Origin of the sequence: Streptomyces sp. NPDC091682, assembly GCF_044756625.1 — a bacterium.
Taxonomy (GTDB): domain Bacteria; phylum Actinomycetota; class Actinomycetes; order Streptomycetales; family Streptomycetaceae; genus Streptomyces.
This window is the reverse complement of sequence record NZ_JBIVTH010000001.1, coordinates 53845-76441: the sequence shown is the minus strand read 5'-3', so window position 1 is coordinate 76441 and position 22597 is coordinate 53845. Positions and strand designations below refer to the sequence as shown.

Here is a 22597-nt window from a genome sequence, read left to right as displayed (position 1 = left end):
CCAGGGTAGTGGCCCTGTAGCAGTGCCCCGCGACCCTTTCGGGACCCGGGGCACGTTTGTTGCCGAAGATGTACGGACGCTGCGGGGGATCAGGCCCGGTTCGTCCGGTACACGAGGGCCGTGGCGATGGCGGCGAGGCCTTCGGCGCGGCCGGTCAGCCCCAGCCCGTCGGTGGTGGTGCCGGACACGGAAACGGGGGCGCCGGCGGCGGCCGCGAGCGCCTTCTGCGCTTCTTCGCGCCGCTTGCCGATCTTCGGGCGCACACCGATCACCTGGATGGCGATGTTGCCGATCTCGAAGCCTTCGGCGCGGACGATGCGGGCCGCCTCCGCCAGAAGGGTGACGCCGGCGGCGCCGGACCACTCGGGGCGGGAGGTGCCGAAGTGCGCGCCGAGGTCCCCGACGCCGGCGGCGGAGAAGAGCGCGTCGCAGGCGGCATGGGCGGCCACGTCACCGTCGGAGTGCCCGGCGAGGCCGTCCTCCCCCTCCCAGAGCAGGCCGGCGCACCACAGCTCGCGGCCGGTCTCGAAGGCGTGCACGTCGGTGCCGATGCCGACGAGCGGGATCAGCGGGACGGTGTGCGCGGTGTGCGCGGTGTGCGTGATCGGCTCAGTAGCCATCGTTGGCCCTCCTGCGGGCGAGTACGGCCTCTGCGAGGACCAGGTCGAGCGGTCGGGTGACCTTGAAGGCCTCTTCGTGGCCCGGGATCACCACGACGGTGACGCCGAGCCGTTCCACCATTCCGGCGTCGTCGGTGGCGCCCTCGCCGTCGACGGCGAGGGCGGCGTGCGCCCGCAGCAGGGTGGCGAGGTCGAAGCCCTGCGGGGTCTGCACGGCGCGCAGCCGGGCCCGCTCGGGCGTGCCGAGGACCGGCTCGGGCTCGCCGGGCTTGCCGGGCTCGACCTCCTTGACGGTGTCCGCCAGGGGCAGCGCGGGCACCACGGCGGGCGCTCCGTCGCGTACGGCCTCGATGACCGAGTCCACGGTGTCCACGGGGACGAGCGGGCGGGCCGCGTCGTGGATGAGTACGGAGGTGACGTCCGGCGGCAGCGCGTCCAGGCCGGCCCGGACGGACTCCTGGCGGGTCTCCCCACCGGGGACGACCAGCAGCTCGGTGCGCTCGGGCAGCGCGTGTTCACCCAGCAGCAGGCGCACCTCGGCGGCCTCGGCGGGCGGAGCCACGACCACCACGAGGGAGACCGCGCGGGAGCGGGCCATCGCGCGTACGGCGTGGATCAGCATCGGGGTGCCGCCGAGGGCCCGCAGGGCCTTGGGGGCACCGGGACCGAGGCGTACCCCCCGGCCGGCGGCCGGGATCACCGCGGCGGTGCGGTGGGGACGCGTTACGTCAGACATCAGTAGCTCCGAGCCAGGTTTGTGACTTCGGCCGACATGGGTATGGCCTGAAGGGTGCCGGGTGCGACGCTCTTCGCCCCTTCCGTGGACGACCGGTCGAGCGGGCTGCCCGGGCCCGGCACGCCATCGCAATGGTGGCAGTGAGGCAGTGAGACAAAAGATACGGATACAGACATGCCGCAGCGCCCGGCAACAGGCCTCTCGTGGAGGAGAGACCTTGTCATCGGGCACCGCGGCAAGCTGCGCACCAGATGGTGCACGGGCACTCGCGTCAGGACGCGAGCACCTCGTCGAGGAGGGCCTCGGCCTTGTCCTCGTTCGTGTTCTCAGCGAGCGCGAGCTCGCTCACCAGAATCTGGCGTGCCTTCGCGAGCATGCGCTTCTCGCCCGCGGAAAGCCCGCGCTCACGCTCACGACGCCACAGGTCACGCACCACTTCGGCGACCTTGATGACATCGCCAGAAGCGAGCTTCTCCAGATTTGCCTTGTAGCGCCGGGACCAGTTCGTCGGCTCTTCTGCATACGGTGCACGAAGCACCTCGAAGACCCGGTCCAGCCCGTCCTGGCCGACTACGTCGCGAACACCGACGAACTCCGCATTGTCCGCAGGCACACGAACCGTCAGGTCGCCCTGGGCGACCTTGAGCACCAAGTAGGTCTTGTCCACGCCTTTGATCTGACGAGTCTCAATGGCCTCGATCAGCGCGGCCCCGTGATGGGGATAGACCACGGTGTCGCCAACCTTGAACGTCATGTGACAGGTACCCCTTCCGTGGCTATCCAGGGTAACACGAGAACTGACTGTTATGAATGGCGTTTTCGCAGGTCAGGGCACATCTCGGGGCTTGACAACAGCAACACGAACGTGCTGCGGAGGGCTCCCGGAAGAGGGTATTCGCAGGTCGGGGGCGCTACGCGGACCAGGCGAAAGGGCCACGCTACACCTGCCCGGCACCCCCATCAGTGTGACGTACGTCCCGTTTTGCCGGGTTCCGAGTCGGGAAACCGAACTACTCCGTCCGACTGGCGGCCGCCCTCACCGGGCGGGTTCCGGCCCAATCCGGAATTGATCACGAAGTGCCGTTCGGGGGAATCCTCGAATTGATCAACAGGGGTTCGGTGCGCGATATGCGAGCGGCACAAGATCGGTGCGGTGAACGGCGCCGGGGAATGCAAGATCGCGGGGCGCTCCCAGGGCAGGGGCTGCCATGCGGAGGGTCGGGTGCGGGGGCGGGGCGGCGGCTCGGTAACCTAAGCGCGCTGACACACCCTTAGAGCGGCTTTACCTCGGCCGTTCCGAGCGTCCACCCGCCCCTTCCGTTCGTCCAAGGAGATGCCGCCGCCGTGAGCCGCAGCCTTCGACGCGGCGCCCTCGCCGCCACCGCCATCGTGTTCTCGATCGCCTCGCTGGCCGCATGCGGTGCGGGCAACGACGCGCAGACCCTCCAGATCAAGCCGGACAACGCCGCCGCCGCCAAGGGCCAGATCGAGGTCCAGAACGCGCTGGTGATCACCCAGGGCCAGAAGGGCGAGAAGGGCCCCGCGGTCGTCTCCGCGACGGTCTTCAACAACGGCACCAAGGCGGAGACCGTTGACAGCATCACCCTCCCGGGTAGCAAGGGCAAGGTTGCGCTGAAGCCGGCCGAAGGCTCCGGCAAGGTCACCGTGCCGGCCCTCGGCTACGTGGTGATCGGCGGCAAGGGCAACGCCTCCGCCGTGATCGAGGACGGCGCCGCGAACGTCCGCGACGGCGAGGTCCAGAAGGTCGTCTTCCAGCTGAGCAGCACGGGCGGCGTCGAGCTGGAGGCCTTCGTGGTCCCGGCCACCGGCCCGTACGCACCGTTCGGCCCGACCGCGGCACCGGCCGCGTCCCCGGCCGCCACCCCGTCCGGCTCCCCCTCGGGCTCGCCGTCGGGCTCCCCGTCCGGCTCCCCGTCGGCCGGGGCCTCCGGTGCGGCCGCGGGTGCCACCCCGTCCGGCTCCCCCGCGGGCGCCGCCGCCGGTACGCCGGCCGGTTCCCCGTCGCACAGCGCCGGCCACTGACGCGGACCCCGCGTACGCATACGGGAAGGGCCCCCATCCGCATCGGCGGACGGGGGCCCTTCCCATACCTTCCCGTGCGCCCCTCAGGGCCGGGTCCGGCCTACGGCTCGAACTTGTAGCCCAGACCACGGACCGTGACCAGGTAGCGCGGCGCGCCCGGGTCCGGCTCGATCTTGGCCCGCAGGCGCTTGACGTGGACGTCCAGCGTCTTGGTGTCGCCGACGTAATCGGCGCCCCAGACCCGGTCGATGAGCTGCATGCGGGTCAACACGCGGCCCGCGTTGCGCAGCAGCATCTCCAGCAGGTCGAACTCCTTCAGCGGGAGGTCCACCTTGCCGCCGGAGACGGTGACCACGTGGCGGTCGACGTCCATCCGTACGGGGCCGGCCTCTAGGGCGGCCGGGGTGACCTCTTCCGGCTCACCGCGACGGCGCAGGACCGCGCGGATGCGGGCGACCAGCTCGCGGGAGGAGAAGGGCTTCGTGACGTAGTCATCTGCTCCTATCTCCAGCCCGACGACCTTGTCGATCTCGCTGTCCTTGGCGGTCACCATGATCACGGGGACGTTGGAGCGGCCGCGCAGCTGCCGGCAGACCTCCGTGCCGGGCAGGCCGGGCAGCATCAGGTCGAGGAGGACGAGGTCGGCGCCGTTGCGCTCGAACTCGTCGAGCCCGTCGGGCCCGGTCGCGGCGATGGCGACCTCGAAGCCCTCCTTGCGGAGCATGTAGGACAGGGCGTCGCTGAAGGATTCCTCATCCTCGACGACGAGCACTCGGGTCACGGAAGGACCTCCGGGGCAGGAATGGCTGGAGCGGTTCTTGGTCAGGCAGGGGTCGGGTGGGTGCGGGGGGCCGCCGCCGGGGCCGGGGCGGCTGCTTCAGGGAGTCGCAGGGTGAACGTGGAACCCTGGCCCTCCGAGCTCCATACCGACACCTCCCCGCCGTGCGAGGCCGCCACGTGCTTCACGATCGCAAGGCCGAGGCCCGTTCCTCCCGTGGCACGGGAGCGGGCCGGGTCCACGCGGTAGAAGCGCTCGAAGATGCGCTCGCGGTCCTTTTCCGGGATGCCGATGCCCTGGTCGGTCACGGCGATCTCGATCAAGTCTCCCCCAGGAGCCGTCACCTTGCGTCCGGCGATGCCGACGCGGGTGCGGGCGGGGCTGTAGTTGACGGCGTTCTCGACCAGATTTCCGAGGGCGGCGGCGAGCTGCCCCCGGTTGCCCCATACGCGCAGGTCGGCGGTGCCGCCCGCGGCCATGGTGATCTGCTTCGAGGACGCGGTGTGGCGGCAGCGGTCGATGGCCTCGGCGACCAGCGTGTCCACGCGTACGGGCTCGGCGTCCTCCAGCGGGTCGTCGTTCTGCACCCGGGAGAGGTCGATGAGCTCTTGCACGAGGTTGATCAGCCGGGTGGACTCGATCTGCATGCGTCCCGCGAAGCGGCTGACCGCCTCGGGGTCGTCCGCGGCGTCCATGACGGCCTCGGAGAGCAGGGAGATCGCTCCGACCGGGGTCTTCAGCTCGTGGGACACATTGGCCACGAAGTCGCGGCGCACGGCCTCGATGCGGCGGGCCTCGGTGAGGTCCTCGACCAGGAGGAGCACCAGCCGGGAGCCGAGCGGGGCGACGCGCGCCGAGACCGCGAGGGCCTCGCCCCGGCCGGTGCCGCGCCGGGGCAGGTCCAGCTCCACCTGCCGTATCTCCCCGTCGCGGCGGGTGTCGCGGGCCATGTGGAGCATCGGTTCCACGGCGAGCTTGCCGCCGCGGACCAGGCCGAGGGCGTACGCCGCCGAGCTGGCCTTGACCACCGCGTCGCCCTCGTCCAGTACGACCGCCGAGGAGCGCAGCACGGAGAGGACGGTGTCCACGCCGGGCGGCAGCACCGCATTGAGGTCGGGGCGGATGGAGCTCCGGGTGGGGCGGGCGTGGTCGCGCTCGCTCCAGCGGAACGCCAGCATCGCGACCACACCGGTGCAAAGACCGGCGATCGCTGCAGCTGCGGCGACCGCCGCGTTCACGTCCATGGATCCAGGTTAAGCAGGCACGACGACACTTCCACAGCCGTTCGGGTGGCACCTCGAACAGTCGTCGCCCAGAGTTCACCCTGGCGACGGGGTTGATTCACTTGTGGTGCCGGAGTCGGACGCGTTTGCGGCTCACCGTGTCAACGTGGGGCCGCTGGCCGCCCCGGCCCGCCCCCGGGCAGTACCGCAGTAGTAGGTCGAGAGAGGGACACGAGACATGCGCGACGCGTACCACGAGGAACTGGACTCGATCGGAGAAGGCCTGGTCGAGATGGCCCGGCTCGTCGGCTCCGCGATCGGGCGGGCCACGACGTCCATGCTCGACGCCGACCTGAAGCTCGCCGAGAGCGTCATCGCCGCCGACCAGAAGGTCGACGACCTCCAGCACGACCTGGAGGCCCGCGCCATCGCCCTGCTGGCCCGTCAGCAGCCGGTCGCCACCGACCTGCGCATCGTCGTGACCTCCCTGCGGATGAGCGCCGACCTGGAGCGCAGCGGTGACCTCGCCCAGCACGTCGCGAAGCTCGCCCGGCTGCGCTTCCCGGACCGGGCCGTGCCGCGGGACCTGCACGCCACCATCCTGGAGATGGGGCAGCTGGCGCAGCGCCTGATGGCGAAGGCCGCCGAGGTGATCATCACGAAGGACGTCGACCTCGCCCTCCAGCTGGAGCAGGACGACGACGAGATGGACCAGCTGCACCGCACGCTGTTCCAGCACCTGATGGACGACCGCTGGAAGCACGGCATCGAGACGGCCGTGGACGTGACCCTGCTGGGCCGCTACTACGAGCGCTTCGCGGACCACGCGGTGTCGGTGGCCAAGCGCGTGGTCTACCTGGTGACGGGTGAGCACGCGGACGACCTCCAGCAGCCGACCCAGGTCGAGGGCGTCTGACACCGGCCCGGAAGCGGAGGATCCGCACGAGGGCATCCGGACGAGGGCATCCCGGCCGCGGACCACGGCGAGCCCCAATGCGCCGTTGACGCGCCGGTAGCGCTGGGCATGAATGAGGGCGAGGGCGGTCGTCGTACGAAGTCCCGTATGCCACGGGGCCCCGCCCCTGCGAGGAGGAACCATGCCCGATTCCCCCGTCCCCATCACCCCGGAGCACGAACAGCCGTCGAAGCCGGAGCCGCTGCGGCTACCGCTGCTCGCGGCCTGCGGGTGCGGCTCCGGCTGCGGCTGCGGCTGCCAGTCCGGCGCCCCCTGCCAGTGCGGCGGCTGACCGCCTCCACCGGCTCACGCGCACGACGGGCCCCGTCCGACCTCCCTCGGCCGGGGCCCTTCGCATGCGCGGGTGTGCAACCGTCGCGCGTACCTACCCGTCCTACGCATTGAACGCGTTCGAATCGATCTTGGGGGTAGCGTGCCGCGGAAGACAAAATGGATGATCGCCCTGGCGGTCCTCTTCGTGGCCGTGGTGGAGGTGCCCGCCCTGGTCTGGTTCTGCGGGTTCTTCTACGCGTTTCAGCACGCGGGCCAGTGGGAGGAGCGCGCCACGGAGTGCGGGAAGGCCATGACGGCGATGGGCTGGGAGCTGCCGCCCGGGGCGGAGCGGCAGCAATGCCTGGAGATCGACGACCCGATCTTCCCCAGCCAGTGGTCGGGAACGTTCCGCATGCCCCGCGCGGAGGTCCGGGGCTGGCTCGACACCCACCCGAAGGATTCCCCCTCCCAGCCGGACCCGCGCGGCGTGTTCGAGTACAACGGCGGACTCCACCTCAACATCAGTTACCCGAAGGCGCCCAACTTCGGGAACGGCGACATCGACAAGATCGTGGTGGAGGTCGCCTGGGAGGGCGAGGACAGCGCCGCGGTCACGTTCAAGACCTACCCCGGCTAGGCCGTCTCCGGGCCGGCCACCGCGGCCAGCTGACCACCCCCTGAGCCAGCCCCGCCGGACGGCGGGTCGACAAGTCCCGGGGCACGACCTACGGACGACGGGGAGTCCGGGTCGCTCACCCGTCTGAGGGAGGCAGATCGTGCGGGCGGCCGACGCCACCGCCCGGCGGTCGGTGCGACGTTTCAGAGCATGACGACTGCTCAACGGACGACGAAGGCGCTGCGGCGCGCCCGGTGGCAGCGATGGCCGCATTGGGTGGCCCGGGCAACGGTGTTGTGGGCCGTGTCGTACGCCGGCTTCGGCCTGGTGTGCGCACTGAACGGAACCTCCTTGCTCCACCACGGCGGCGGCTCGGCGACCTCCGGACCGGGTTGGGCGGTCGTGGGAGTGGGTGCGCTGGGGGCGTCGGTCAGCGGAGCGGTGGTGCTGCGCGGGCTGCGGCCAGCGCTACGGGTGCTGCTCTGGGTGGTCTGCGGGCTGGCCGGGATGACCGCGTTCAGCCTGCTGATGGATGTGATCACGCTGGTGCTCGGTCAGGGAGTGGACAGCTGGGCCTCCACCGCGAACAAGGTCCTCGCAGCGGTAGGGGCGGTCCTGCTCGCCGCCACCGCCCGGTCCGGCCGCCGCCGGCCCGCCGGTAGCGCCGTACGAGCGCCCTCCGCCGCCCCGCGGCTCATCCAGCTCGGTGCCTGGGCGGGGACGCTGGCCTTCGTCCCGTACGCGGCGATGAAGCTGGTCTGGGCGTCCGGGGGGACGTTCGCGGGGATCACCGGCGAGGAGGTGCTCGTGGTCTCGGAGCGCAACGGCGCCTCGGAGGTCTTCCTCACCCTGGAGTCGTGGGGGCTGGACCCCACCGCACTGCTGGCCGTGCTCGGCGTCTTCCTGCTGTGGGGCCTGGTCCGCCCGTGGGGGCAGGTCTTCCCCCGCTGGACGCCGTTCCTGCGCGGCCGACGGGTACCGCGCTGGCTCCCGCTCGCCCCGGCTCTGCTCGGCGCCGCCACGCTCGCCCCGTACGGCGTCGCGGGGGTCGGATACCTGGCCCTGGCCACGGCCGGCGCAGTGACGATGCGGCGCGGTGACTTCCACTCCGCGGGCGACGCGCTGCTGGTCGGCTGGATCGGGATGGTCGCCTTCGCCGTCTACGGGATCGCCCTGACCCTCGCGGCCCGCTCGTACTGGCTCCGAACGCGTCCGACCCACTGACCCTGACGGCCGACGGCCGACAGCCGACAGCCGGCCCCAGGGCAACAAGAAGCCCCCCATCTGCGGAGAACCAGCAGGTGAGGGGCTTCTTCGTGGGGAAGGGTTACTTCTTGCCCTGGTTCTTGACGGCCTCGATGGCGGCCGCCGCGGCGTCCGGGTCGAGGTAGGTGCCGCCCGGGTTCAGGGGCTTGAAGTCGGCGTCCAGTTCGTAGACGAGCGGGATGCCGGTCGGGATGTTCAGGCCCGTGATGTCGGCGTCGGAGATGCCGTCGAGGTGCTTGACCAGACCGCGCAGGGAGTTGCCGTGCGCAGCGACCAGGACCGTGCGGCCGGCCAGCAGGTCCGGGACGATGCCGTCGTACCAGTACGGCAGCATGCGCTCGACGACGTCCTTGAGGCACTCCGTGCGCGGGCGCAGCTCGTTCGGGATCGACGCGTAGCGCGGGTCCGCGGACTGCGAGAACTCCGTGCCGTCCTCGAGGACCGGCGGCGGGGTGTCGTACGAGCGGCGCCACAGCATGAACTGCTCCTCGCCGAACTCGGCGAGGGTCTGCGCCTTGTCCTTGCCCTGGAGCGCACCGTAGTGGCGCTCGTTCAGGCGCCAGGAACGGTGCACCGGAATCCAGTGGCGGTCGGCGGCCTCCAGCGCGAGCTGCGCCGTGCGGATGGCGCGCTTCTGGAGGGAGGTGTGCAGCACGTCGGGCAGCAGGCCGGCGTCCTTGAGCAGCTCACCGCCCCGGACCGCCTCCTTCTCGCCCTTCTCGGTGAGGTTGACGTCCACCCAGCCGGTGAACAGGTTCTTCGCGTTCCAGTCGCTCTCGCCGTGGCGGAGGAGGATCAGCTTGTACGGTGCGTCGGCCATGCGTACGAGCCTAGTGGACGCCCGGGGACGCTCGCGCGCGGTGCCGGGTCCCGCCGGATTGACGGTGCGCGTCAATCGAGTGGCGCCCGGACGCCCGCCGCTCGTAATGTGCACGCCGTACAAGTGATACTTACACCGCCGGGGGGATCCGTCATGTCCGCTGCCCGTTTGGCACAGGTTGTCCGGGAGAGCGTGTCCGGGCTTCCCCGGGCGTTCTGGTGGCTCTGGGCGAGCACCCTGGTGAACCGGCTCGGGTCCTTCGTCGTCACCTTCATGGCCCTGTACCTCACCCTGGACCGCGGCTATTCGGCCTCCTTCGCGGGACTCGTGGTCGCCCTCCACGGACTCGGCGGTGTCGTCTCCTCGCTCGTCGCGGGCGTGATGACCGACCGGCTCGGGCGCCGGCCCACGCTGCTGGCGGCCCAGGCCTCGACCGCCTTCTCGGTGGCGCTGCTCGGTTTCATGGAGCACCCGGCGGCGATCGCGGCCGTGGCCCTGCTGGTCGGCATGACCTCGAACGCCTCCCGCCCGGCGGTCGCGGCGATGATGGCGGACATCGTCCGCCCCGAGGACCGCGTACGGGCCTTCGCGCTCAACTACTGGGCCCTCAACCTCGGCTTCGCCGTCAGTGCCACGACCGCCGGGTTGATCGCGGAGTACAGCTACCTCGCCGGCTTCCTCGGCGAGGCCGCCCTGACGCTGGTCTGCGCGGTGCTGGTCTTCGTCAAGCTGCCCGAGTCGCGGCCGGACCGGCCCGCCCGGCCGAAGGACGCGTCGGCCGCCGGCGAGGAGCCCGCGATCAGTCTCGGGACCGTGCTGCGGGACGGGCGGTTCATGGGCGTCGTCGGGCTGTCGTTCCTGATCTCACTGATCTTCACGCAGGGCTCGGTGGGTCTGCCGGTCGCAATGGGTTCCGCGGGCTTCTCGCCCAGGGACTTCGGGCTGGTCCTCGCCGTGAACGGGCTGCTGATCGTGCTACTGCAGATCCCGGTCACGGCGTTCATCGAGCGGCGCGACCCGCAGAAGCTGCTGGTGATCTCGGCGCTGCTGGCCGGGTACGGGTTCGCGCTGACGGCCTTCGCCGGGCCGCTGTGGACGTACGCGCTGACGGTGTGCGTGTGGACGCTGGCCGAGATCGTGAACTCGCCGACCCAGATGGGCCTGGTCGTACGGCTCTCTCCGGTCCACGGGCGCGGCCGCTACCAGGGCGTCTACAACCTGTCCTGGGCGGTGGCCGCGCTGGTCGCGCCGCTGATGGCGGGTTTCCTGATCGACCGGTTCGGGTCCGACTGGCTGTGGGGGGCCACCGCCGTCCTCGGCACGGTCGCCGCGGCCGGCTACTGGCTGCTGATGCGGGGCCTCTCCGAGGGCGACAGGGGGACGACCCCGGCGGCAGCGGCCGACGGCGCCACCGCCCCGACGGACGAAGCGCTCCCCGCGGCCCCCGCGGCCCCCGCGCCGGCCACGGACACCGTCCCGGCAAGCTGACCCGCCCGGCCCGGGCGCGGGGCGGGCGCGGGGCGGGGCGGGCGCGGGGCGGGGCGGGCGCGTCAGGACAGGTGGCCGAAGATCGCGGCCAGCAGGACCCCGGCCGCGAGGAAGAGGACCGTCAGCACCGCCATGGCCGTCTTCTGCTCCGCCGTCACCTCCGCCTCCGGCACGGCCATGCCGGAGGCGTCCGCGTGGGCGGCGGCGGCCGGGAGCGGCTCGCCACCCTCCCCCAGCGCCCGTACCGTCCCCATACCGTGCTTGAGGTGGTTGGCGACCAGCCACACGTTGACCGGGTACGCGAAGGCCAGGCCGGCCAGCACCGCCAGCGAGAACGTCGCCCAGAAGCGCACGTCGCCGGCGTCCCGCGCCCCCGGCACCTGGCTGCGCACGATCACGTTCACCGCAACCATGGCGCCCATCACGCAGTTCATCGAGAGCCACTCCGCGTACACCGTCGAGCGGACGGCCCGCACGTAGCTGCCGCCGAGCATGTCGCGCATGAACAGGGCCTGGAAGACCAGCAGCCCGAAGCCGAAGCCCACCGCGTACTCGAACAGGGCGTCGGCCCACGGCGGGAGGCCGAGCAGCGAGGCGACGACGGCCGCGACCATGATGCCGGTCGCGTCTCCGGCCACGCAGTGGATGGTCGAGCCGAGCGCCTGCTTCCACAGCGGCGCCACGAACCGCTCGTGGGTCCCCGGCCGCGGCTCCTTGCAGGACAGCACGTAGAGCGCGGCGCCGACCGGGCCGATGTAGAGGGTCACCAGCACCCAGCCCCACTTCATCACCGTGAGTTCGGGGTTCTTGGTGAACGCGTCGTGGGCGACGTAGCCGGTGGACAGGAGGGCCAGGGCGAACCAGGCGTACATGAGTGCTTCGGCTGTGGTCCCGCTCATCCCGCCACGGTGCGGGCGTCCGGGCCCGGCCTTCGGGGCCGACACGCCTTCGCGCACCGTTCGGTGCCGCGTGTCAGCCGATCGGAGTGCCGGGACCGTCGGCCGGTTCGCCCGGTCGGCCCGGTTCGCCCTGCGGGCGCGTCAGGTGCTTGAACGCGTCGAGGTTGAAGGTCGGCTCGCCGCGCGCGACCCGCCATTCGTACTCGCGCCGGATCGCGCTCGCGAAGCCCAGCTCCAGCAGCGTGTTGAAGGAGCCGTCCGCCGCTTCCAGGACCGTGCCGAGCAGCCGGTCCAGTTCCTCCGGGTCGACGACCGACAGCGGGAGCCGGGCCGTCAGGTAGATGTCGCCGAGCCGGTCCACCGCGTACGCCATGCCGTACAGCTTGAGGTTGCGCTCCAGCAGCCAGCGGTGGACGCCCGCCTTGTTCTCGTCGGGGTGGCGGATCACGAAGGCGTTGACCGACAGGGAGTGCCGGCCGACCTTGAGCGAGCAGGTGGTGCTCAGCTTGCGGGTGCCGGGGAGCTGGACGACGTAGGACCCCGGCTCGGGGCTCTCCCAGCTCAGCTCCGCGCCGGTGAGCGCGCTCTCGATGATCTCGGCGGTGTCAGCCATGGTGGGAGCGTACGCGACGGCGATGATCATGCATGGCCGCGGTGTAGACGTCGGCCGTGCCGCTCGCCGCCGTGTCCCAGCCGAAGAACTGCGCGTGGCGCGCCGCCTGCGCGCCCATCCGGTCCGCGAGCGCCGGCTCGTCCACGAAGCGCCGCAGCTCCCGCGCGTAGTCCACCGGGTCGTGCCCGGGTACGAGGATCCCCGTGACCCCGTCGTTGACGGCGACGGGCAGCCCGCCGACCTCGGCGGCGAGCACCGGCGTACCGGCGGCCTGGGCCTCTATCGCGACGAGCCCGAAGGACTCGCTGTAGGAGGGCATGACCAGCACGGACGCCGCCCGGAACCAGTCCGCGAGGCCGTCCTGGGCGACCGGCGGGTGGAAGTGCACGAGGTCGGCGATGCCGAGCTTCGCGGCGAGCTTGTGCAGGCCTTCCGGCTTGGCGAGGCCGCTGCCGCTGGGCCCGCCGACGACGGGGACGAAGAGGCGGCGGCGCAGCGAGGGGTCCTGGTCGACCATGACGGCGACGGCGCGCAGCAGGATGTCGGGGGCCTTCAGCGGCTGGATCCGGCCGGCGAAGAGGGGGATGACGGCGTCCCGCGGGAGGCCGAGGCGGGCGCGGGCGGCGGACCGGCCGTCGCCGACGGTGAACCGGTCGAGGTTGACTCCGGGGTGGACGACGGCCACCTTGGCGGGGTCGGCCTCGTAGTGCCGGACGAGCTCGTCGGCCTCCTCCGCGGTGTTCGCGATGAGCCGGTCGGCGGCGGCCACGATCTGCGTCTCCCCTATGACGCGGGCGGCGGGCTCGGGCGCGTCCCCCTCGGCCAGTGCCGCGTTCTTGACCTTCGCCATGGTGTGCATGGCGTGCACGAGCGGGACGCCCCAGCGCTGCGCGGCGAGCCAGCCCACGTGGCCGGAGAGCCAGTAGTGGGAGTGGACGAGGTCGTAGTAGCCGGGTCGGTGACCGGCCCAGGCCTGCATGACGCCGTGGGTGAAGGCGCACAGCTGGGCCGGGAGCTCTTCCTTGGCGAGGCCTTCGTAGGGGCCCGCGTCCACGTGCCGTACGAGGACGCCGGGCGCCAGCTCGACCGCCGGGGGCAGCCCGCCGGTGGTGGCCCGGGTGAAGATCTCCACCTCGATGTTGATCGCGGCGAGCCGCTTGGCCAGCTCGACGATGTAGACGTTCATGCCGCCGGCGTCGCCGGTACCGGGCTGGTGCAGCGGTGAGGTGTGCACGCTGAGCATGGCCACGCGGCGCGGCTTGCGGTGGTGGCCGACGGCGGGAAGGCGCAGGCGGGGCGGCTCGTGGCGGGTGGCACGGGCGGCGGCGAGGCGGCCACTGAGGCGGGACACGTACTGGCTCAAGGGACCAGTCCTCTCGGCTCGGACGGGGCACGCACGACGCTCGGACGGCATGACGGACCGCATGCCGGACGGCATGACGGCGAGGGCGCGGAAGACGCCCTGCAAGGAGTGCAACCCGGATGGCCGTCCCGCGCATTCCGGGGTGTCCGGTTTTCCTGCAGGTTTCCTCTTCTTCAGTGGTGCGTACCGGGATTTTCCTGGTGCGCGGGCCCTCCGCTTACCCTCGGCTCATGGCCTCCCGCAGTACCCCGCCCTCCAGCCGCGCGCCCGGCCGCCCCGTGGGCTCGGTGACGCGCGGCACGACCAATCCGAACCGGTTGCGCCGGATGGACCGCTGGATCGCGGCCACCCACGGGGCGGCGCTGCGGCGTGCGGAGGCCCCGGTCGCGGTGGACCTGGGCTACGGGGCCGCGCCCTGGACGGCGGTCGAGCTGCTGGCGCGGCTGCGGGACGCGGCGCCGCGGGTGCGGGTGGTCGGCATCGAGATCGAGCCGGCGCGGGTGGCGGGTGCGAAGCCGTACGAGCGGGAGGGGCTGAGCTTCCGGCACGGTGGTTTCGAGGTGCCGCTGGACGGCGGGGCCCGCCCGGCGCTGATCCGCGCGGCGAACGTATTGCGCCAGTACGACGAGGAGCAGGTCGCCGAGGTCTGGGCGCGGCTGTGCGGGCGGCTGGCCCCGGACGGGCTGCTGGTTGAGGGGACCTGCGACGAGATCGGGCGGCGGCACGTGTGGGTGGCGCTGGGGCCGGAGGGGGCGCGCACGGTGACGTTCGCGACCCGGCTGGGCTCCCTGGAGCGCCCCTCCGACCTGGCGGAACGGCTGCCCAAGGCGCTGATCCACCGGAACGTGCCGGGCGAGCCGGTGCACGCGTTCCTGCGCGACTTCGACCGGGCGTGGGCGGCGGCGGCCCCGTACGCCGCGTACGGGGCGCGGCAGCGCTGGATCCGGACGGCGCGGGCGCTGGCCGGCGACTGGCCGCTGGTGGACGGTCCCCGGCGGTGGCGGCAGGGGGAACTGACCCTGCCCTGGGAGGCGTTGCGCCCGGTGGGGTGAATGCGACGTGCGGGGGAACCGGGGGCGGGGGCGTGCCGTTGAACCGTGTGGGGCCGGGAAGGTCGTCCGTTGGGGCGGACAAGATCAGATCGCCATCCACAAGGGTGTTGGAATTCATCGACTCGTGGCACCATCCCGATGGCAGCGATAAGTTACTGATGAATAGTCAGATCTGATGCGAGGTCTGGCTCGGGTGCCTGGGGGGACCATGGGAGCCGTAAGGCGACGGCGAGGCGCAAGCTCTCTCGTGCTGCTGTGCACGATGGCGATACTGACGGCGCCGGGCCTCGCCACGGGGATGGCGCACGCGGCACCGGTGGCCCCGGCGGCTCCGGCAGCCCCGGCCGCGCCCCTCCCCGAACCGGGCGGCAAGTCCCTGGAACAGGTCCGCAAGGAGATCGAGGAGCTGTACCGGCAGGCGGGTACCGCCACGGACGCCTACAACCTCGCCGAGGCCGAGACCAAGGCCCAGTCGAACAAGATCGTCGAGATCGCCAACGCCGTCGTCGCTGGCAAGGAGAAGATCGCCACCCTGAAGAACCGGGCGGGCGCCGCCGCACGCGCCCAGTACCGCGCGGGTGGAATGCCGCCGGGCGCGCAGCTGGCGCTGAGCGACGACCCGAACCACTACCTCGACGGGGCGGGTCGGCTGCGCCAGGGCGAGAAGGCCACCTCGGGCATGCTCTCCGAACTGGACCGGACCCAGGCCGACTTGCAGCGCTACGCCGAGGAGGCGAGCGAGCGCTGGGCCACCCTGGAGGCCAACCGGGTCAAGTCGGAGGACTCCAAGAAGCAGATCGAGGAGAAGATCAAGGCTGCGGAGGAGCTGGAGAGCAAGCTGGAGGCCGAGGAGAAGGCCCGGCTGATCCAGCTGGAGCAGGAAGCCCAGTACAAGGCCCAGACGGCGTGGTTGTCGACGGGCGCGATGAAGGACGTCAAGGGCACGGCCACGGATGCGGGCAAGCGGGCCGTGCAGTTCGCCACCGCCCAGATCGGCAAGCCGTACAAGTGGGGCGCCGTGGGTCCGGCGTCCTTCGACTGCTCCGGGCTGACCTCCCAGGCCTGGCTGGCGGCGGGCCGCGGCATCCCGCGCACCTCGCAGGAGCAGCTGCGGCTGCTGCCGAAGGTCGCGCTGAAGGACATGCGCCCGGGCGACCTGATCATCTACTTCGACGACGCGACCCACGTCGGCATGTACGTCGGCGACGGCGCGATGGTCCACGCCCCGCGCCCCGGCCGGAACGTGACGCTGGCGGGCGCGGGCTCGATGCCGATCAAGGCAGTGGTCCGCCCCGACGCGTAGCCCCTGCGGGGTCGCTCGGCAACGGATCCGGGGCTCGGCGGTGCCGGTGCCGGACCCGCTGCCGGTTCCCGGTCGGGTTCGGGGTCGGGGTCGGAACGGCAGTGCCGGCTCGGCGGCGAAGCACGGCAGCACGGACCCGGCGGTGCCGGACCCGGTGCCGGTACCCGGTCGGGGTCGGAACGGGCCGGACCGGGGCGAAACGGGCCGGACCGGACCGGGGCGGCCGATCGTGTGACGCAGGCAACCCGGCGGGGCCCGGACACGTCTCGCTGAACGGGACGGAACGCGGCCCCGCCGTGACCTTTGTCATCCAGTGAGGCCGATTTTCCCCCGCGATAGGCGCATTTGACGGAGGCCCTCACCAAGAGCGGCATTCCGTTCGCCGGGCCGGGACCGCTAGGGTCTGCCGGACGAGCGCACCCTCGGGGGGAGGGAAGGAACCGGAGACGATGCCCGTACCCGTACCGCGGCAGAGGGACACCTCGGCCACGGAGAGCGGTCTGGCCGTTCTGCACACCGCCGCCCCGGCCGTAGCCGCCACGGGCGTCGCTCAGGCGACCCCTCTCGCGACCCCTCACACCACCCCGCTGACCCTCCTGGTCATCGAGGACGACCCGGCCGGCAGCCTCACCGTCCCCGAGATCCTCGACGCGGACGGCCACCGCATCCGGCTCCGCACCGCCCGCAACCTCACCGAGGCCGAGCGGCTGCTCACGCCCGACGTGCACTGCATCCTCCTCGACCTGTCCCTCCCGGACGCCAGTGCCCGTACGCCGGGAGCTGCGGCGGGCGGATCGGCCACCGGCACCGCCAACGGGACCGCCAACGGGACCGCCAACGGCACCGCCACCGGAACTGCCGCCGGCACCGCCATCGCCGTCGACGAGCTGATCGCCCTCCGTCAGGTGCTGCGCATCGCCCCGCGCCACGCCGTCCTCGTCCTCACCGACGAGGACGATGCCGAGCGCGCCGCAGAGGCCGTCCGGGTCGGCGCACAGGACTTCCTCTTCCGGGACGAGCTGGACGGCCGGCTGCTGAGCCGCGCCATCCGCTACGCCGTGGAGAGAAAGCGGGCGGACATCGCCCAGTACAAGCTCGCAGAATCGAAACTGCGCGCCCAGGAGAACGCCCGCCTGGAACGCGGCCTGCTGCCCACGCCCCTCCTGGAGGGCTCCGACCTCCGCTTCGCCGCCCGGTACCGCCCCGGCCGCAGCCGGGCCCTACTCGGCGGTGACTTCTACGACACCGTCCGCACCCCCGACGGCACCGTCCACGCCATGATCGGCGACGTCTGCGGCCACGGCCCCGACGAGGCCGCGCTCGGCGTCGAGCTCCGCATCGCCTGGCGCGCCCTGACCCTGGCCGGTCTCTGCGGCGACGACCTGTTGGCCACCCTCCAGGAGGTCCTGGAGGTGGAGCGGCCGTGCGAGGAGATATTCGCGACGCTGTGCACGGTCGACATCGCCCCGGACGGACGCCGCGCCGGTCTGTGCCTGGCCGGCCATCCGGCCCCGCTGATCTCCCGGCCGGGCCGCCGCGCGCGGCTGCTCCCGTACGAGAACAGCGGCCCCGCCCTCGGGCTGCTGCCCCGGGCCCGCTGGCCGCGCCGCCAGGTGGAGCTCGGCGGCACATGGAGCCTGATGCTCTACACCGACGGCCTGATCGAGGGCCACATCGGCAAGGGCAAGGAGCGTCTGGGCCAGGACGGCATGGTCGACATGATCAACCGCCACCTGGACCGCGGTCTGAGCGGCGAGGGCCTGCTGGAAGCCTCCGTCACCGAGGCCCGCCGGCTCAACGGCGGCGAGCTGACCGACGACGTGGCCGTGGTCCTGCTCTCCCGCGCCGAGGGCTGAGCCCGCCGCGCTCCGGCGCCACGGCTCGGGGTCCCCGGCCGCCGCCGGGCGCAGCAGCGGCTACCGTCCGCCGTTGTAGGGCCCGTACGGCCCGTCGCTGCTGCTGCCGCCGCGCCGGCCGCCGCCACCGCCCGAGACCTGCTTGAGGGCCGGCCGCACGTCGACGAAGAACACGATGGTCGCGACGAGACCGGCGATCTGCAGGAACAGCATCCCCAGGAAGAAGTCCACGGCCACGGTGACGCCGAGGATGACCAGCCAGAAGGTCTTGCTCTGCTTGTCGGCCGCCCGGTACGCGTCCTCCCGCGCCACCAGGGCGAGCACGAAGGCCACGACGGCGAGCACCAGCATGACGAGCCCCAGGAACGGGATCACGCCTCGATCGAACCCTTCCATCAACATCGCTTCGACCGCCTTCTCAGCTTCTGCTTCGCACTTCCGATGCCGCCCGACTCCACGCTACCGGCACGGGCCCCGTCATCAACCACAACGGGCCGGGCACCTGAAGGGTGCCCGGCCCGCCGTCGCTCATGCGGCTGCGCTTCAGCTCGCGTCGCCCGCCGTGACCGCGGCCTTCTTGGCCGTGCTCTTGCGCGCGGTGGTCTTCTTCGCGGCGGTCTTCTCCTCGCCGGCTGCCTCGGCGACCGGCTCCGACACCGGCTCGGCCGCCGGCTCCGCCTCGGGCTCTACGGCCACGGCGATGTCGACGATCTCGGCGGAGACCTCGCCCCGCCAGGTCCGCACGGCCTGCTCGCCGTGCACGGCGACCTTGTCGTACGTCTCCTTGGCGCGCACCGCGTACTCGGCGGCCACGCCGACACCGCGCAGCGCCAGGTCCTGGGCGGTCTCCCCGAGCTTCTTCGGGTCGATCGCGCCGAGCACCTCGGCGAACTTGGCGGTGACCGCATCCTGGACGGCCTTCGGGTCCGTGTTCTTCACGGCCTCGATGCGCGCGGGAGCTTCGGCGCGCAGCTGCTCGATCAGGTCGGGCACCTTCTTGGCCTGCTGCACGGCCAGATCGGCGGTGCCTGCGGCGAAGTAGAGGGGAGTGGGGTCGGTGAGGGTCTTCTTCAGGTCATCGGCGATGGCCATGTGCTGGTCCTCCCGGATCAACTTCAGTTCGTCTTCGACGGCATCTCGTCGGTGGGCACGTCGAGCGCGTTCTCCTTGCGGAACGACTCGTAGATCTGGAGCAGCACCTGCTTCTGCCGCTCGTTGATGGAGGGGTCGGCGAGTATGACGGCTCGCGTCTCCACCTCGTCCGGGTCCCGCTCGTCCAGGATCCCGGCCTGCACGTACAGCGTCTCCGCGGAGATCCGCAGCGCCTTGGCCAGCTGCTGCAGGATGTCCGCGCTCGGCTTGCGCAGCCCGCGCTCGATCTGGCTCAGGTACGGATTCGACACCCCCGCCTGCTCGGCCAGCTGCCGCAGCGAAAGCTGGGCCTGCCGACGCTGCTCACGGAGGTATTCGCCGAGGTTTCCGACGTTGAGCGATGCCATGCTCAGATCCTGCCCGACCTTGCTAACTATTGCAAGCGACTCGCTTGCAGCATCTCCCACCCGGTCACCCGGGCCGCGGATCACGGCCGGGCCGGGTGCAGCGGTACGACTCCGGGAGAAATCCGGTCGCGCCCCGGCTGCGGAGACAACAGGATGCGGCCATGGCTGACGATCTCTTGCTCAACCGTGCCCGCGCACTCTGGGCGGAGCTGGCGGGCGCACCGGTCGAGTTCCGGCCTTCAGGACGGGCGAAGGTCGTGATCGCGCCCGGGTCGCTGTGGTGTCCACCGTCGTGGACCGGGATCGTGCGGATCGGTGACGCCGCCCTCGTCACTGCGCCGAGCCCGCGGGCCGCCGGGATGGTGGACGCCGCCACGCGGAAGATGACCCACCAAGAGGTCGTTGACATCGCTCGGCTGCGTACGGTGCTGCCCGTTCTCGATGTCCTCGGGCCGGCTTCGCTCTTCTATCTCGGCCGGGACGGCTTTCTTCCTGCGCACGGAGGGACCGAGGTGGAGCAGTTACCGATCGGTGATGGCGACCTGGCCGCGCTACTGAGCCTGGCCGGGGAGGAGGAGGCCGGCGAGAGCGGTCTGGAGGACATCTCTTCTCCCGCGTTCTGTCTTCGCCGGGGCGATGAAGTGGTGGCCGCAGCCGGCTACCGGGTCTGGCCGCAGTCGGTTGCCCACCTGAGCGTGCTGGTGAGCCCGCACTGGCGGGGCCGGCGCCTGGCCCGGGCCGTGGCGTCCGCAGCAGTGGCCCGTGCCCTCGATGCCGGGTTGCTGCCGCAGTGGAGGGCGCGGCCCCGTCCATCACAGCGTGTGGCTGTCGCTCTGGGCTTCCACGAACTGGGCACCCAACTCAGCGTTCGACTCGACGACGTCCCCCTCGACCAGGGCCGGTGAGGACGGACTCCCTGTGCGCCTGCAGTCTCGCCGCCCCGCACGTTCCGTGCTCGGGCCCGGTCGGCGGCCGGCCGCTGGTCACCGGCCGGGTCACGCTCGCGGGACGGCGTACCAGCGGCGGTGCATGAGCGGTTCGACGGACAGCACCGCGGCGCCCGCGACCGCTCCCACCACGAGCTCGGGAACGCCTCCGCCCCGAACGAGGACGCCGGTGCAGGCGGCGGCCACGGCCAGCGGCCGCAGCAGGGTCAGCGGGCCCAGGCCCGCCACCATGGCCAAGGTGCTGGCGCGGAACGGCAGCACGAGGTACGCGGCGAGCGACAGCAGCACGGCTGAGGCGTAGCAGGCGAGGGGGACCAGGAAGCCGATGCCGCCCTCGGCGAGGGCTTCGTACGCCCGGTGGCGGTCGGCGGCGGCCAGCAGGACGGCGCCGGCCGTGCACACGGGGGCGAGCAGCAGCCCGCCGCCGACGGCCAGGCCGCGCAGGGACGCCCGTACGACGGCGCGGCCCTTGCGGATCCTCGCGTCCCGCCCGGCGTACGCGCGAAAGCCGCTGAACGCCGAGTCCACCAGGCCCAGCGCGAGGAGCGTCCCGGCAAGGGCCGGCGCCGCGTCCAGCGGGGTCACCGCGCCGCTCCGACGAGCTGCTCGGGGCCCACGAGGCGGCGCGCGGCACGGCCCATCGCCCTGCGCAGCGGTGCCTCCAGCTCGGGCCGGACCCCGATGATCGGGCGCAGGGTGGTGCAGAACGGGTTCGCCAGCCCCCGGGGTTCGTACAGCAGCGGCCGCATCCCCGGCGTGGCGGCCGCGTGCAGCAGCGCCTCGTCGGTGTGCGCCCGGCGGGCCGAGGCGACACCGTCGTGACGGCCGAGCGGGTGGCGCATCCGCGTCCGGTGGAACACCCAGGCCCCGACGGGCGCGAGCCGGGTGGCGGCGATGTCGAAGTGGCAGAAGGCGAGCGCGGGCGAGGCGGCCTGGGCCCGGAAGAACTCCGCGAGGTCGGGGCCCCGGAAATGGTGCAGCACCCCGGTGGACACGTACACGGTGGCCGCCTCCGGCAGGTCGAAGGCGTTCCCGTGGACGAAGCGGCAGTCCAACCCCTCCGCCCGGGCGAGCCGTTCGGCCTCGCCGACGAGCGCGGCGTCCAGGTCCACGCCGACGAGCTCGACCTCCGGGCCGAGCCGGCCGTGGGCGGCGAGCCAGCGCACGGCGTAACCGAGCCCGGAACCGACGTCGACCAGTCGCAGCGGGCCGGTGGCCGTCGCGCGGACGGCCTCGAAGAGCGGGCCGAGCACGTGGACGAGCCGCTCCCCGAGGCGCAGTTCCTCGCTGAGCCGCTGCAGTTCGGTGTGCACGCCGATCATGAGCCGGTCCACGGCGCGCGGGTCGAGCACGTCGTACGGGTCGGCGGGAAGCGCGGCGACGATGCGTGCGGCGCGCCGGTCCCCGGCCTCACGGAGCCTGCGCACGACGTCGCCCCGGTGCACGGGCAGGCGCGCTCCACTGCGCGGGTCCGTGACGGTGATCAGGTCGGATATTTCGAGGTGGAGCACGGTCGAGACCCTAGCCGCTGGCGCCCGGCCCCCACCGGTCCGCAACCACCGGCCACAGCCGCGGCGATACTCGGTGGATCCGGTCGGGCGGACGCCACAGGATGGGGCGCATGAATCCGTCGAACGTCCCGACCGGCCCGAACGTCCCGACCGCCCCGCACCGGGTGGAGTTCCTGCACCACCCCCACCCCGGTTACCCGCACCTCACCGCCTGGGGCATCCGCATCGACGACACCGACCTGCGCGTCCTCGTCGCGGAGGCGACGCGCGAGCTCTGGGACCAGGAGCTCGACGAGGACGACGACACCCCGCAGGAGCGCGAGGAGTTCCTGCTGGGCCACTTCGCCCCGCTGTACCTGGACGACGACGCCGACGCCGACGGCGCCCGGGCCCGGGCCCACTTCCTGGGCGAGGCGCCACCGGAGCTCCGCGACCGCTTCACCGGCGCCCTGTGCCTCCTGAGCTGCCCCTGCGGGATCGACGCCTGCAATCCCCTGCTCGCCACGGTCCGCGTCACGCAGAGCGAGGTCACCTGGTCCGGCTTCTACAAGATGAACCGGCCGCAGTGGGGCGAACTGCCCCTGGGCCCGTACGTCTTCGCGCGCCCGGCCTACGACGAGGCCCTCGCCGCGCCGGTCCCGCTCGCCGAGGACCCGCTCGCCCCGCTGCTCGGGAAGGACTAGCCCTACGGGGCCGAGGGCCGTACCTCCGGCAAGCAGCCGGAACGGGTCGACGC

At 72.1% G+C, this 22597-nt stretch carries 25 protein-coding genes; 11 read left to right on the top strand and 14 right to left on the bottom strand.

Features of this window, described 5'->3' with window-relative positions; translation table 11 throughout:
* Nucleotides 1-89 precede the first annotated feature (89 nt).
* From ispF to ACIQK6_RS00395, 3 genes are all read right to left on the bottom strand, one after another.
* Nucleotides 90-620 carry a 2-C-methyl-D-erythritol 2,4-cyclodiphosphate synthase gene (gene ispF / locus ACIQK6_RS00405; protein WP_329100598.1) on the bottom strand — a complete coding sequence of 177 codons (531 nt, stop codon included), beginning with the start codon at nt 618-620 and terminating at the stop codon, nt 90-92.
* Complete coding sequence (gene ispD, locus ACIQK6_RS00400) at nt 610-1356, bottom strand: 2-C-methyl-D-erythritol 4-phosphate cytidylyltransferase (protein WP_329100596.1); 747 nt, start codon at nt 1354-1356, stop codon at nt 610-612. The genes ispF and ispD overlap by 11 nt, the downstream gene beginning before the upstream one ends.
* Before the next feature lie 271 nt (nt 1357-1627).
* Nucleotides 1628-2110 (bottom strand): CarD family transcriptional regulator, encoded by a 483-nt coding sequence (locus tag ACIQK6_RS00395; RefSeq protein ID WP_003953493.1) that lies wholly within the window; start codon nt 2108-2110, stop codon nt 1628-1630.
* 590 nt (nt 2111-2700) lie between these two features.
* Here ACIQK6_RS00395 and ACIQK6_RS00390 point away from each other — a divergent pair.
* Complete coding sequence (locus tag ACIQK6_RS00390; RefSeq protein ID WP_329100594.1) at nt 2701-3399, top strand: DUF461 domain-containing protein; 699 nt, start codon at nt 2701-2703, stop codon at nt 3397-3399.
* Nucleotides 3400-3499: 100 nt separating this feature from the next.
* Here ACIQK6_RS00390 and ACIQK6_RS00385 read toward each other — a convergent pair whose 3' ends face one another.
* Both ACIQK6_RS00385 and ACIQK6_RS00380 read right to left on the bottom strand, forming a co-directional pair.
* Nucleotides 3500-4180, bottom strand: a complete 681-nt coding sequence (locus ACIQK6_RS00385; RefSeq protein WP_030009598.1) for a response regulator transcription factor — start codon at nt 4178-4180, stop codon at nt 3500-3502.
* A gap of 41 nt (nt 4181-4221) precedes the next feature.
* Nucleotides 4222-5421, bottom strand: a complete 1200-nt coding sequence (locus ACIQK6_RS00380) for an ATP-binding protein (RefSeq protein WP_329100591.1) — start codon at nt 5419-5421, stop codon at nt 4222-4224.
* Between the two features lie 217 nt (nt 5422-5638).
* On the opposite strand from ACIQK6_RS00380, the gene phoU reads away from it, so the two are divergent.
* The 4 genes from phoU (at nt 5639) to ACIQK6_RS00360 (ending at nt 8468) form a co-directional block, all read left to right on the top strand.
* Nucleotides 5639-6316 (top strand): phosphate signaling complex protein PhoU, encoded by a 678-nt coding sequence (phoU, locus tag ACIQK6_RS00375; RefSeq protein WP_030009600.1) that lies wholly within the window; start codon nt 5639-5641, stop codon nt 6314-6316.
* Nucleotides 6317-6497: 181 nt separating this feature from the next.
* Entirely contained in the window at nt 6498-6647 is a 150-nt protein-coding gene (locus ACIQK6_RS00370; protein WP_329100589.1) for a hypothetical protein, read from the top strand.
* 162 nt (nt 6648-6809) lie between these two features.
* Nucleotides 6810-7265 carry a hypothetical protein gene (locus ACIQK6_RS00365; RefSeq protein ID WP_402694040.1) on the top strand — a complete coding sequence of 152 codons (456 nt, stop codon included), beginning with the start codon at nt 6810-6812 and terminating at the stop codon, nt 7263-7265.
* Between the two features lie 189 nt (nt 7266-7454).
* Nucleotides 7455-8468, top strand: coding sequence for a hypothetical protein (locus ACIQK6_RS00360; RefSeq protein WP_402694039.1), 1014 nt, complete (start codon nt 7455-7457; stop codon nt 8466-8468).
* Nucleotides 8469-8571: 103 nt separating this feature from the next.
* Here the strand turns inward: ACIQK6_RS00360 and ACIQK6_RS00355 are convergent, their stop codons facing one another.
* Nucleotides 8572-9330, bottom strand: coding sequence for a phosphoglyceromutase (locus ACIQK6_RS00355; RefSeq protein WP_386231034.1), 759 nt, complete (start codon nt 9328-9330; stop codon nt 8572-8574).
* 153 nt (nt 9331-9483) lie between these two features.
* Here ACIQK6_RS00355 and ACIQK6_RS00350 point away from each other — a divergent pair, with 153 nt between their 5' ends.
* The gene (locus tag ACIQK6_RS00350) at nt 9484-10818 is read left to right on the top strand and encodes an MFS transporter (RefSeq protein ID WP_329100568.1); all 1335 of its coding nucleotides are present in this window, start codon (nt 9484-9486) and stop codon (nt 10816-10818) included.
* A 62-nt stretch (nt 10819-10880) separates the two neighbouring features.
* Here ACIQK6_RS00350 and ACIQK6_RS00345 read toward each other — a convergent pair whose 3' ends face one another.
* From ACIQK6_RS00345 to mshA, 3 genes are all read right to left on the bottom strand, one after another.
* Nucleotides 10881-11717 (bottom strand): DUF4396 domain-containing protein, encoded by an 837-nt coding sequence (locus ACIQK6_RS00345; RefSeq protein WP_329100565.1) that lies wholly within the window; start codon nt 11715-11717, stop codon nt 10881-10883.
* A gap of 73 nt (nt 11718-11790) precedes the next feature.
* Nucleotides 11791-12330: a YbjN domain-containing protein gene (locus ACIQK6_RS00340; RefSeq protein ID WP_402694038.1), complete on the bottom strand. Its 540-nt coding sequence runs from the start codon at nt 12328-12330 to the stop codon at nt 11791-11793.
* Nucleotides 12323-13693 carry a D-inositol-3-phosphate glycosyltransferase gene (gene mshA, locus ACIQK6_RS00335; RefSeq protein WP_329100561.1) on the bottom strand — a complete coding sequence of 457 codons (1371 nt, stop codon included), beginning with the start codon at nt 13691-13693 and terminating at the stop codon, nt 12323-12325. Before mshA ends, ACIQK6_RS00340 begins: the two co-directional genes overlap by 8 nt.
* 230 nt (nt 13694-13923) lie before the next feature.
* Between mshA and ACIQK6_RS00330 the strand changes: the two genes are divergently transcribed.
* The 3 genes from ACIQK6_RS00330 to ACIQK6_RS00320 all read left to right on the top strand — a co-directional run bounded on the left by ACIQK6_RS00330 (nt 13924) and on the right by ACIQK6_RS00320 (nt 17904).
* A complete protein-coding gene (locus ACIQK6_RS00330) occupies nt 13924-14745 on the top strand; it encodes a class I SAM-dependent methyltransferase (protein ID WP_202200937.1) in 822 nt (273 codons plus the stop codon).
* 175 nt (nt 14746-14920) lie between these two features.
* On the top strand, nt 14921-16048 hold the full coding sequence (locus tag ACIQK6_RS00325) for an NlpC/P60 family protein (RefSeq protein WP_402694037.1): 1128 nt from the start codon (nt 14921-14923) through the stop codon (nt 16046-16048).
* A gap of 449 nt (nt 16049-16497) precedes the next feature.
* Complete coding sequence (locus ACIQK6_RS00320; RefSeq protein ID WP_402694036.1) at nt 16498-17904, top strand: PP2C family protein-serine/threonine phosphatase; 1407 nt, start codon at nt 16498-16500, stop codon at nt 17902-17904.
* A 60-nt stretch (nt 17905-17964) separates the two neighbouring features.
* Here ACIQK6_RS00320 and ACIQK6_RS00315 read toward each other — a convergent pair whose 3' ends face one another.
* From ACIQK6_RS00315 to ACIQK6_RS00305, 3 genes are all read right to left on the bottom strand, one after another.
* Nucleotides 17965-18306, bottom strand: coding sequence for a DUF2516 family protein (locus ACIQK6_RS00315; RefSeq protein WP_329100554.1), 342 nt, complete (start codon nt 18304-18306; stop codon nt 17965-17967).
* Nucleotides 18307-18447: 141 nt separating this feature from the next.
* Nucleotides 18448-18996, bottom strand: coding sequence for a hypothetical protein (locus ACIQK6_RS00310; protein WP_329100551.1), 549 nt, complete (start codon nt 18994-18996; stop codon nt 18448-18450).
* Nucleotides 18997-19019: 23 nt separating this feature from the next.
* Nucleotides 19020-19403 (bottom strand): helix-turn-helix transcriptional regulator, encoded by a 384-nt coding sequence (locus tag ACIQK6_RS00305; protein ID WP_327384590.1) that lies wholly within the window; start codon nt 19401-19403, stop codon nt 19020-19022.
* Between the two features lie 161 nt (nt 19404-19564).
* Here ACIQK6_RS00305 and ACIQK6_RS00300 point away from each other — a divergent pair, with 161 nt between their 5' ends.
* Nucleotides 19565-20308, top strand: coding sequence for a GNAT family N-acetyltransferase (locus ACIQK6_RS00300; RefSeq protein WP_329100549.1), 744 nt, complete (start codon nt 19565-19567; stop codon nt 20306-20308).
* A 90-nt stretch (nt 20309-20398) separates the two neighbouring features.
* On the opposite strand, the gene ACIQK6_RS00295 is transcribed toward ACIQK6_RS00300, so the two are convergent.
* Nucleotides 20399-20935: a hypothetical protein gene (locus ACIQK6_RS00295; protein ID WP_329100547.1), complete on the bottom strand. Its 537-nt coding sequence runs from the start codon at nt 20933-20935 to the stop codon at nt 20399-20401.
* A complete protein-coding gene (locus ACIQK6_RS00290; protein ID WP_329100545.1) occupies nt 20932-21861 on the bottom strand; it encodes a class I SAM-dependent methyltransferase in 930 nt (309 codons plus the stop codon). The genes ACIQK6_RS00295 and ACIQK6_RS00290 overlap by 4 nt, the downstream gene beginning before the upstream one ends.
* A gap of 110 nt (nt 21862-21971) precedes the next feature.
* Between ACIQK6_RS00290 and ACIQK6_RS00285 the strand changes: the two genes are divergently transcribed.
* A complete protein-coding gene (locus ACIQK6_RS00285; RefSeq protein ID WP_329100544.1) occupies nt 21972-22544 on the top strand; it encodes a hypothetical protein in 573 nt (190 codons plus the stop codon).
* Nucleotides 22545-22597: the final 53 nt, after the last annotated feature.

Bases quoted from the DNA above. Each gene is read 5' to 3' on its own strand.
- ispF (WP_329100598.1), bottom strand. From the start codon at position 620: ATGGCTACTGAGCCGATCACGCACACCGCGCACACCGCGCACACCGTC.
- ispD (WP_329100596.1), bottom strand. From the start codon at position 1,356: ATGTCTGACGTAACGCGTCCCCACCGCACCGCCGCGGTGATCCCGGCC.
- ACIQK6_RS00395 (WP_003953493.1), bottom strand. From the start codon at position 2,110: ATGACGTTCAAGGTTGGCGACACCGTGGTCTATCCCCATCACGGGGCC.
- ACIQK6_RS00380 (WP_329100591.1), bottom strand. From the start codon at position 5,421: ATGGACGTGAACGCGGCGGTCGCCGCAGCTGCAGCGATCGCCGGTCTT.
- phoU (WP_030009600.1), top strand. From the start codon at position 5,639: ATGCGCGACGCGTACCACGAGGAACTGGACTCGATCGGAGAAGGCCTG.
- ACIQK6_RS00370 (WP_329100589.1), top strand. From the start codon at position 6,498: ATGCCCGATTCCCCCGTCCCCATCACCCCGGAGCACGAACAGCCGTCG.
- ACIQK6_RS00365 (WP_402694040.1), top strand. From the start codon at position 6,810: ATGATCGCCCTGGCGGTCCTCTTCGTGGCCGTGGTGGAGGTGCCCGCC.
- ACIQK6_RS00360 (WP_402694039.1), top strand. From the start codon at position 7,455: ATGACGACTGCTCAACGGACGACGAAGGCGCTGCGGCGCGCCCGGTGG.
- ACIQK6_RS00355 (WP_386231034.1), bottom strand. From the start codon at position 9,330: ATGGCCGACGCACCGTACAAGCTGATCCTCCTCCGCCACGGCGAGAGC.
- ACIQK6_RS00350 (WP_329100568.1), top strand. From the start codon at position 9,484: ATGTCCGCTGCCCGTTTGGCACAGGTTGTCCGGGAGAGCGTGTCCGGG.
- ACIQK6_RS00345 (WP_329100565.1), bottom strand. From the start codon at position 11,717: ATGAGCGGGACCACAGCCGAAGCACTCATGTACGCCTGGTTCGCCCTG.
- ACIQK6_RS00340 (WP_402694038.1), bottom strand. From the start codon at position 12,330: ATGGCTGACACCGCCGAGATCATCGAGAGCGCGCTCACCGGCGCGGAG.
- ACIQK6_RS00330 (WP_202200937.1), top strand. From the start codon at position 13,924: ATGGCCTCCCGCAGTACCCCGCCCTCCAGCCGCGCGCCCGGCCGCCCC.
- ACIQK6_RS00325 (WP_402694037.1), top strand. From the start codon at position 14,921: ATGCGAGGTCTGGCTCGGGTGCCTGGGGGGACCATGGGAGCCGTAAGG.
- ACIQK6_RS00320 (WP_402694036.1), top strand. From the start codon at position 16,498: ATGCCCGTACCCGTACCGCGGCAGAGGGACACCTCGGCCACGGAGAGC.
- ACIQK6_RS00315 (WP_329100554.1), bottom strand. From the start codon at position 18,306: ATGTTGATGGAAGGGTTCGATCGAGGCGTGATCCCGTTCCTGGGGCTC.
- ACIQK6_RS00310 (WP_329100551.1), bottom strand. From the start codon at position 18,996: ATGGCCATCGCCGATGACCTGAAGAAGACCCTCACCGACCCCACTCCC.
- ACIQK6_RS00305 (WP_327384590.1), bottom strand. From the start codon at position 19,403: ATGGCATCGCTCAACGTCGGAAACCTCGGCGAATACCTCCGTGAGCAG.
- ACIQK6_RS00300 (WP_329100549.1), top strand. From the start codon at position 19,565: ATGGCTGACGATCTCTTGCTCAACCGTGCCCGCGCACTCTGGGCGGAG.
- ACIQK6_RS00285 (WP_329100544.1), top strand. From the start codon at position 21,972: ATGAATCCGTCGAACGTCCCGACCGGCCCGAACGTCCCGACCGCCCCG.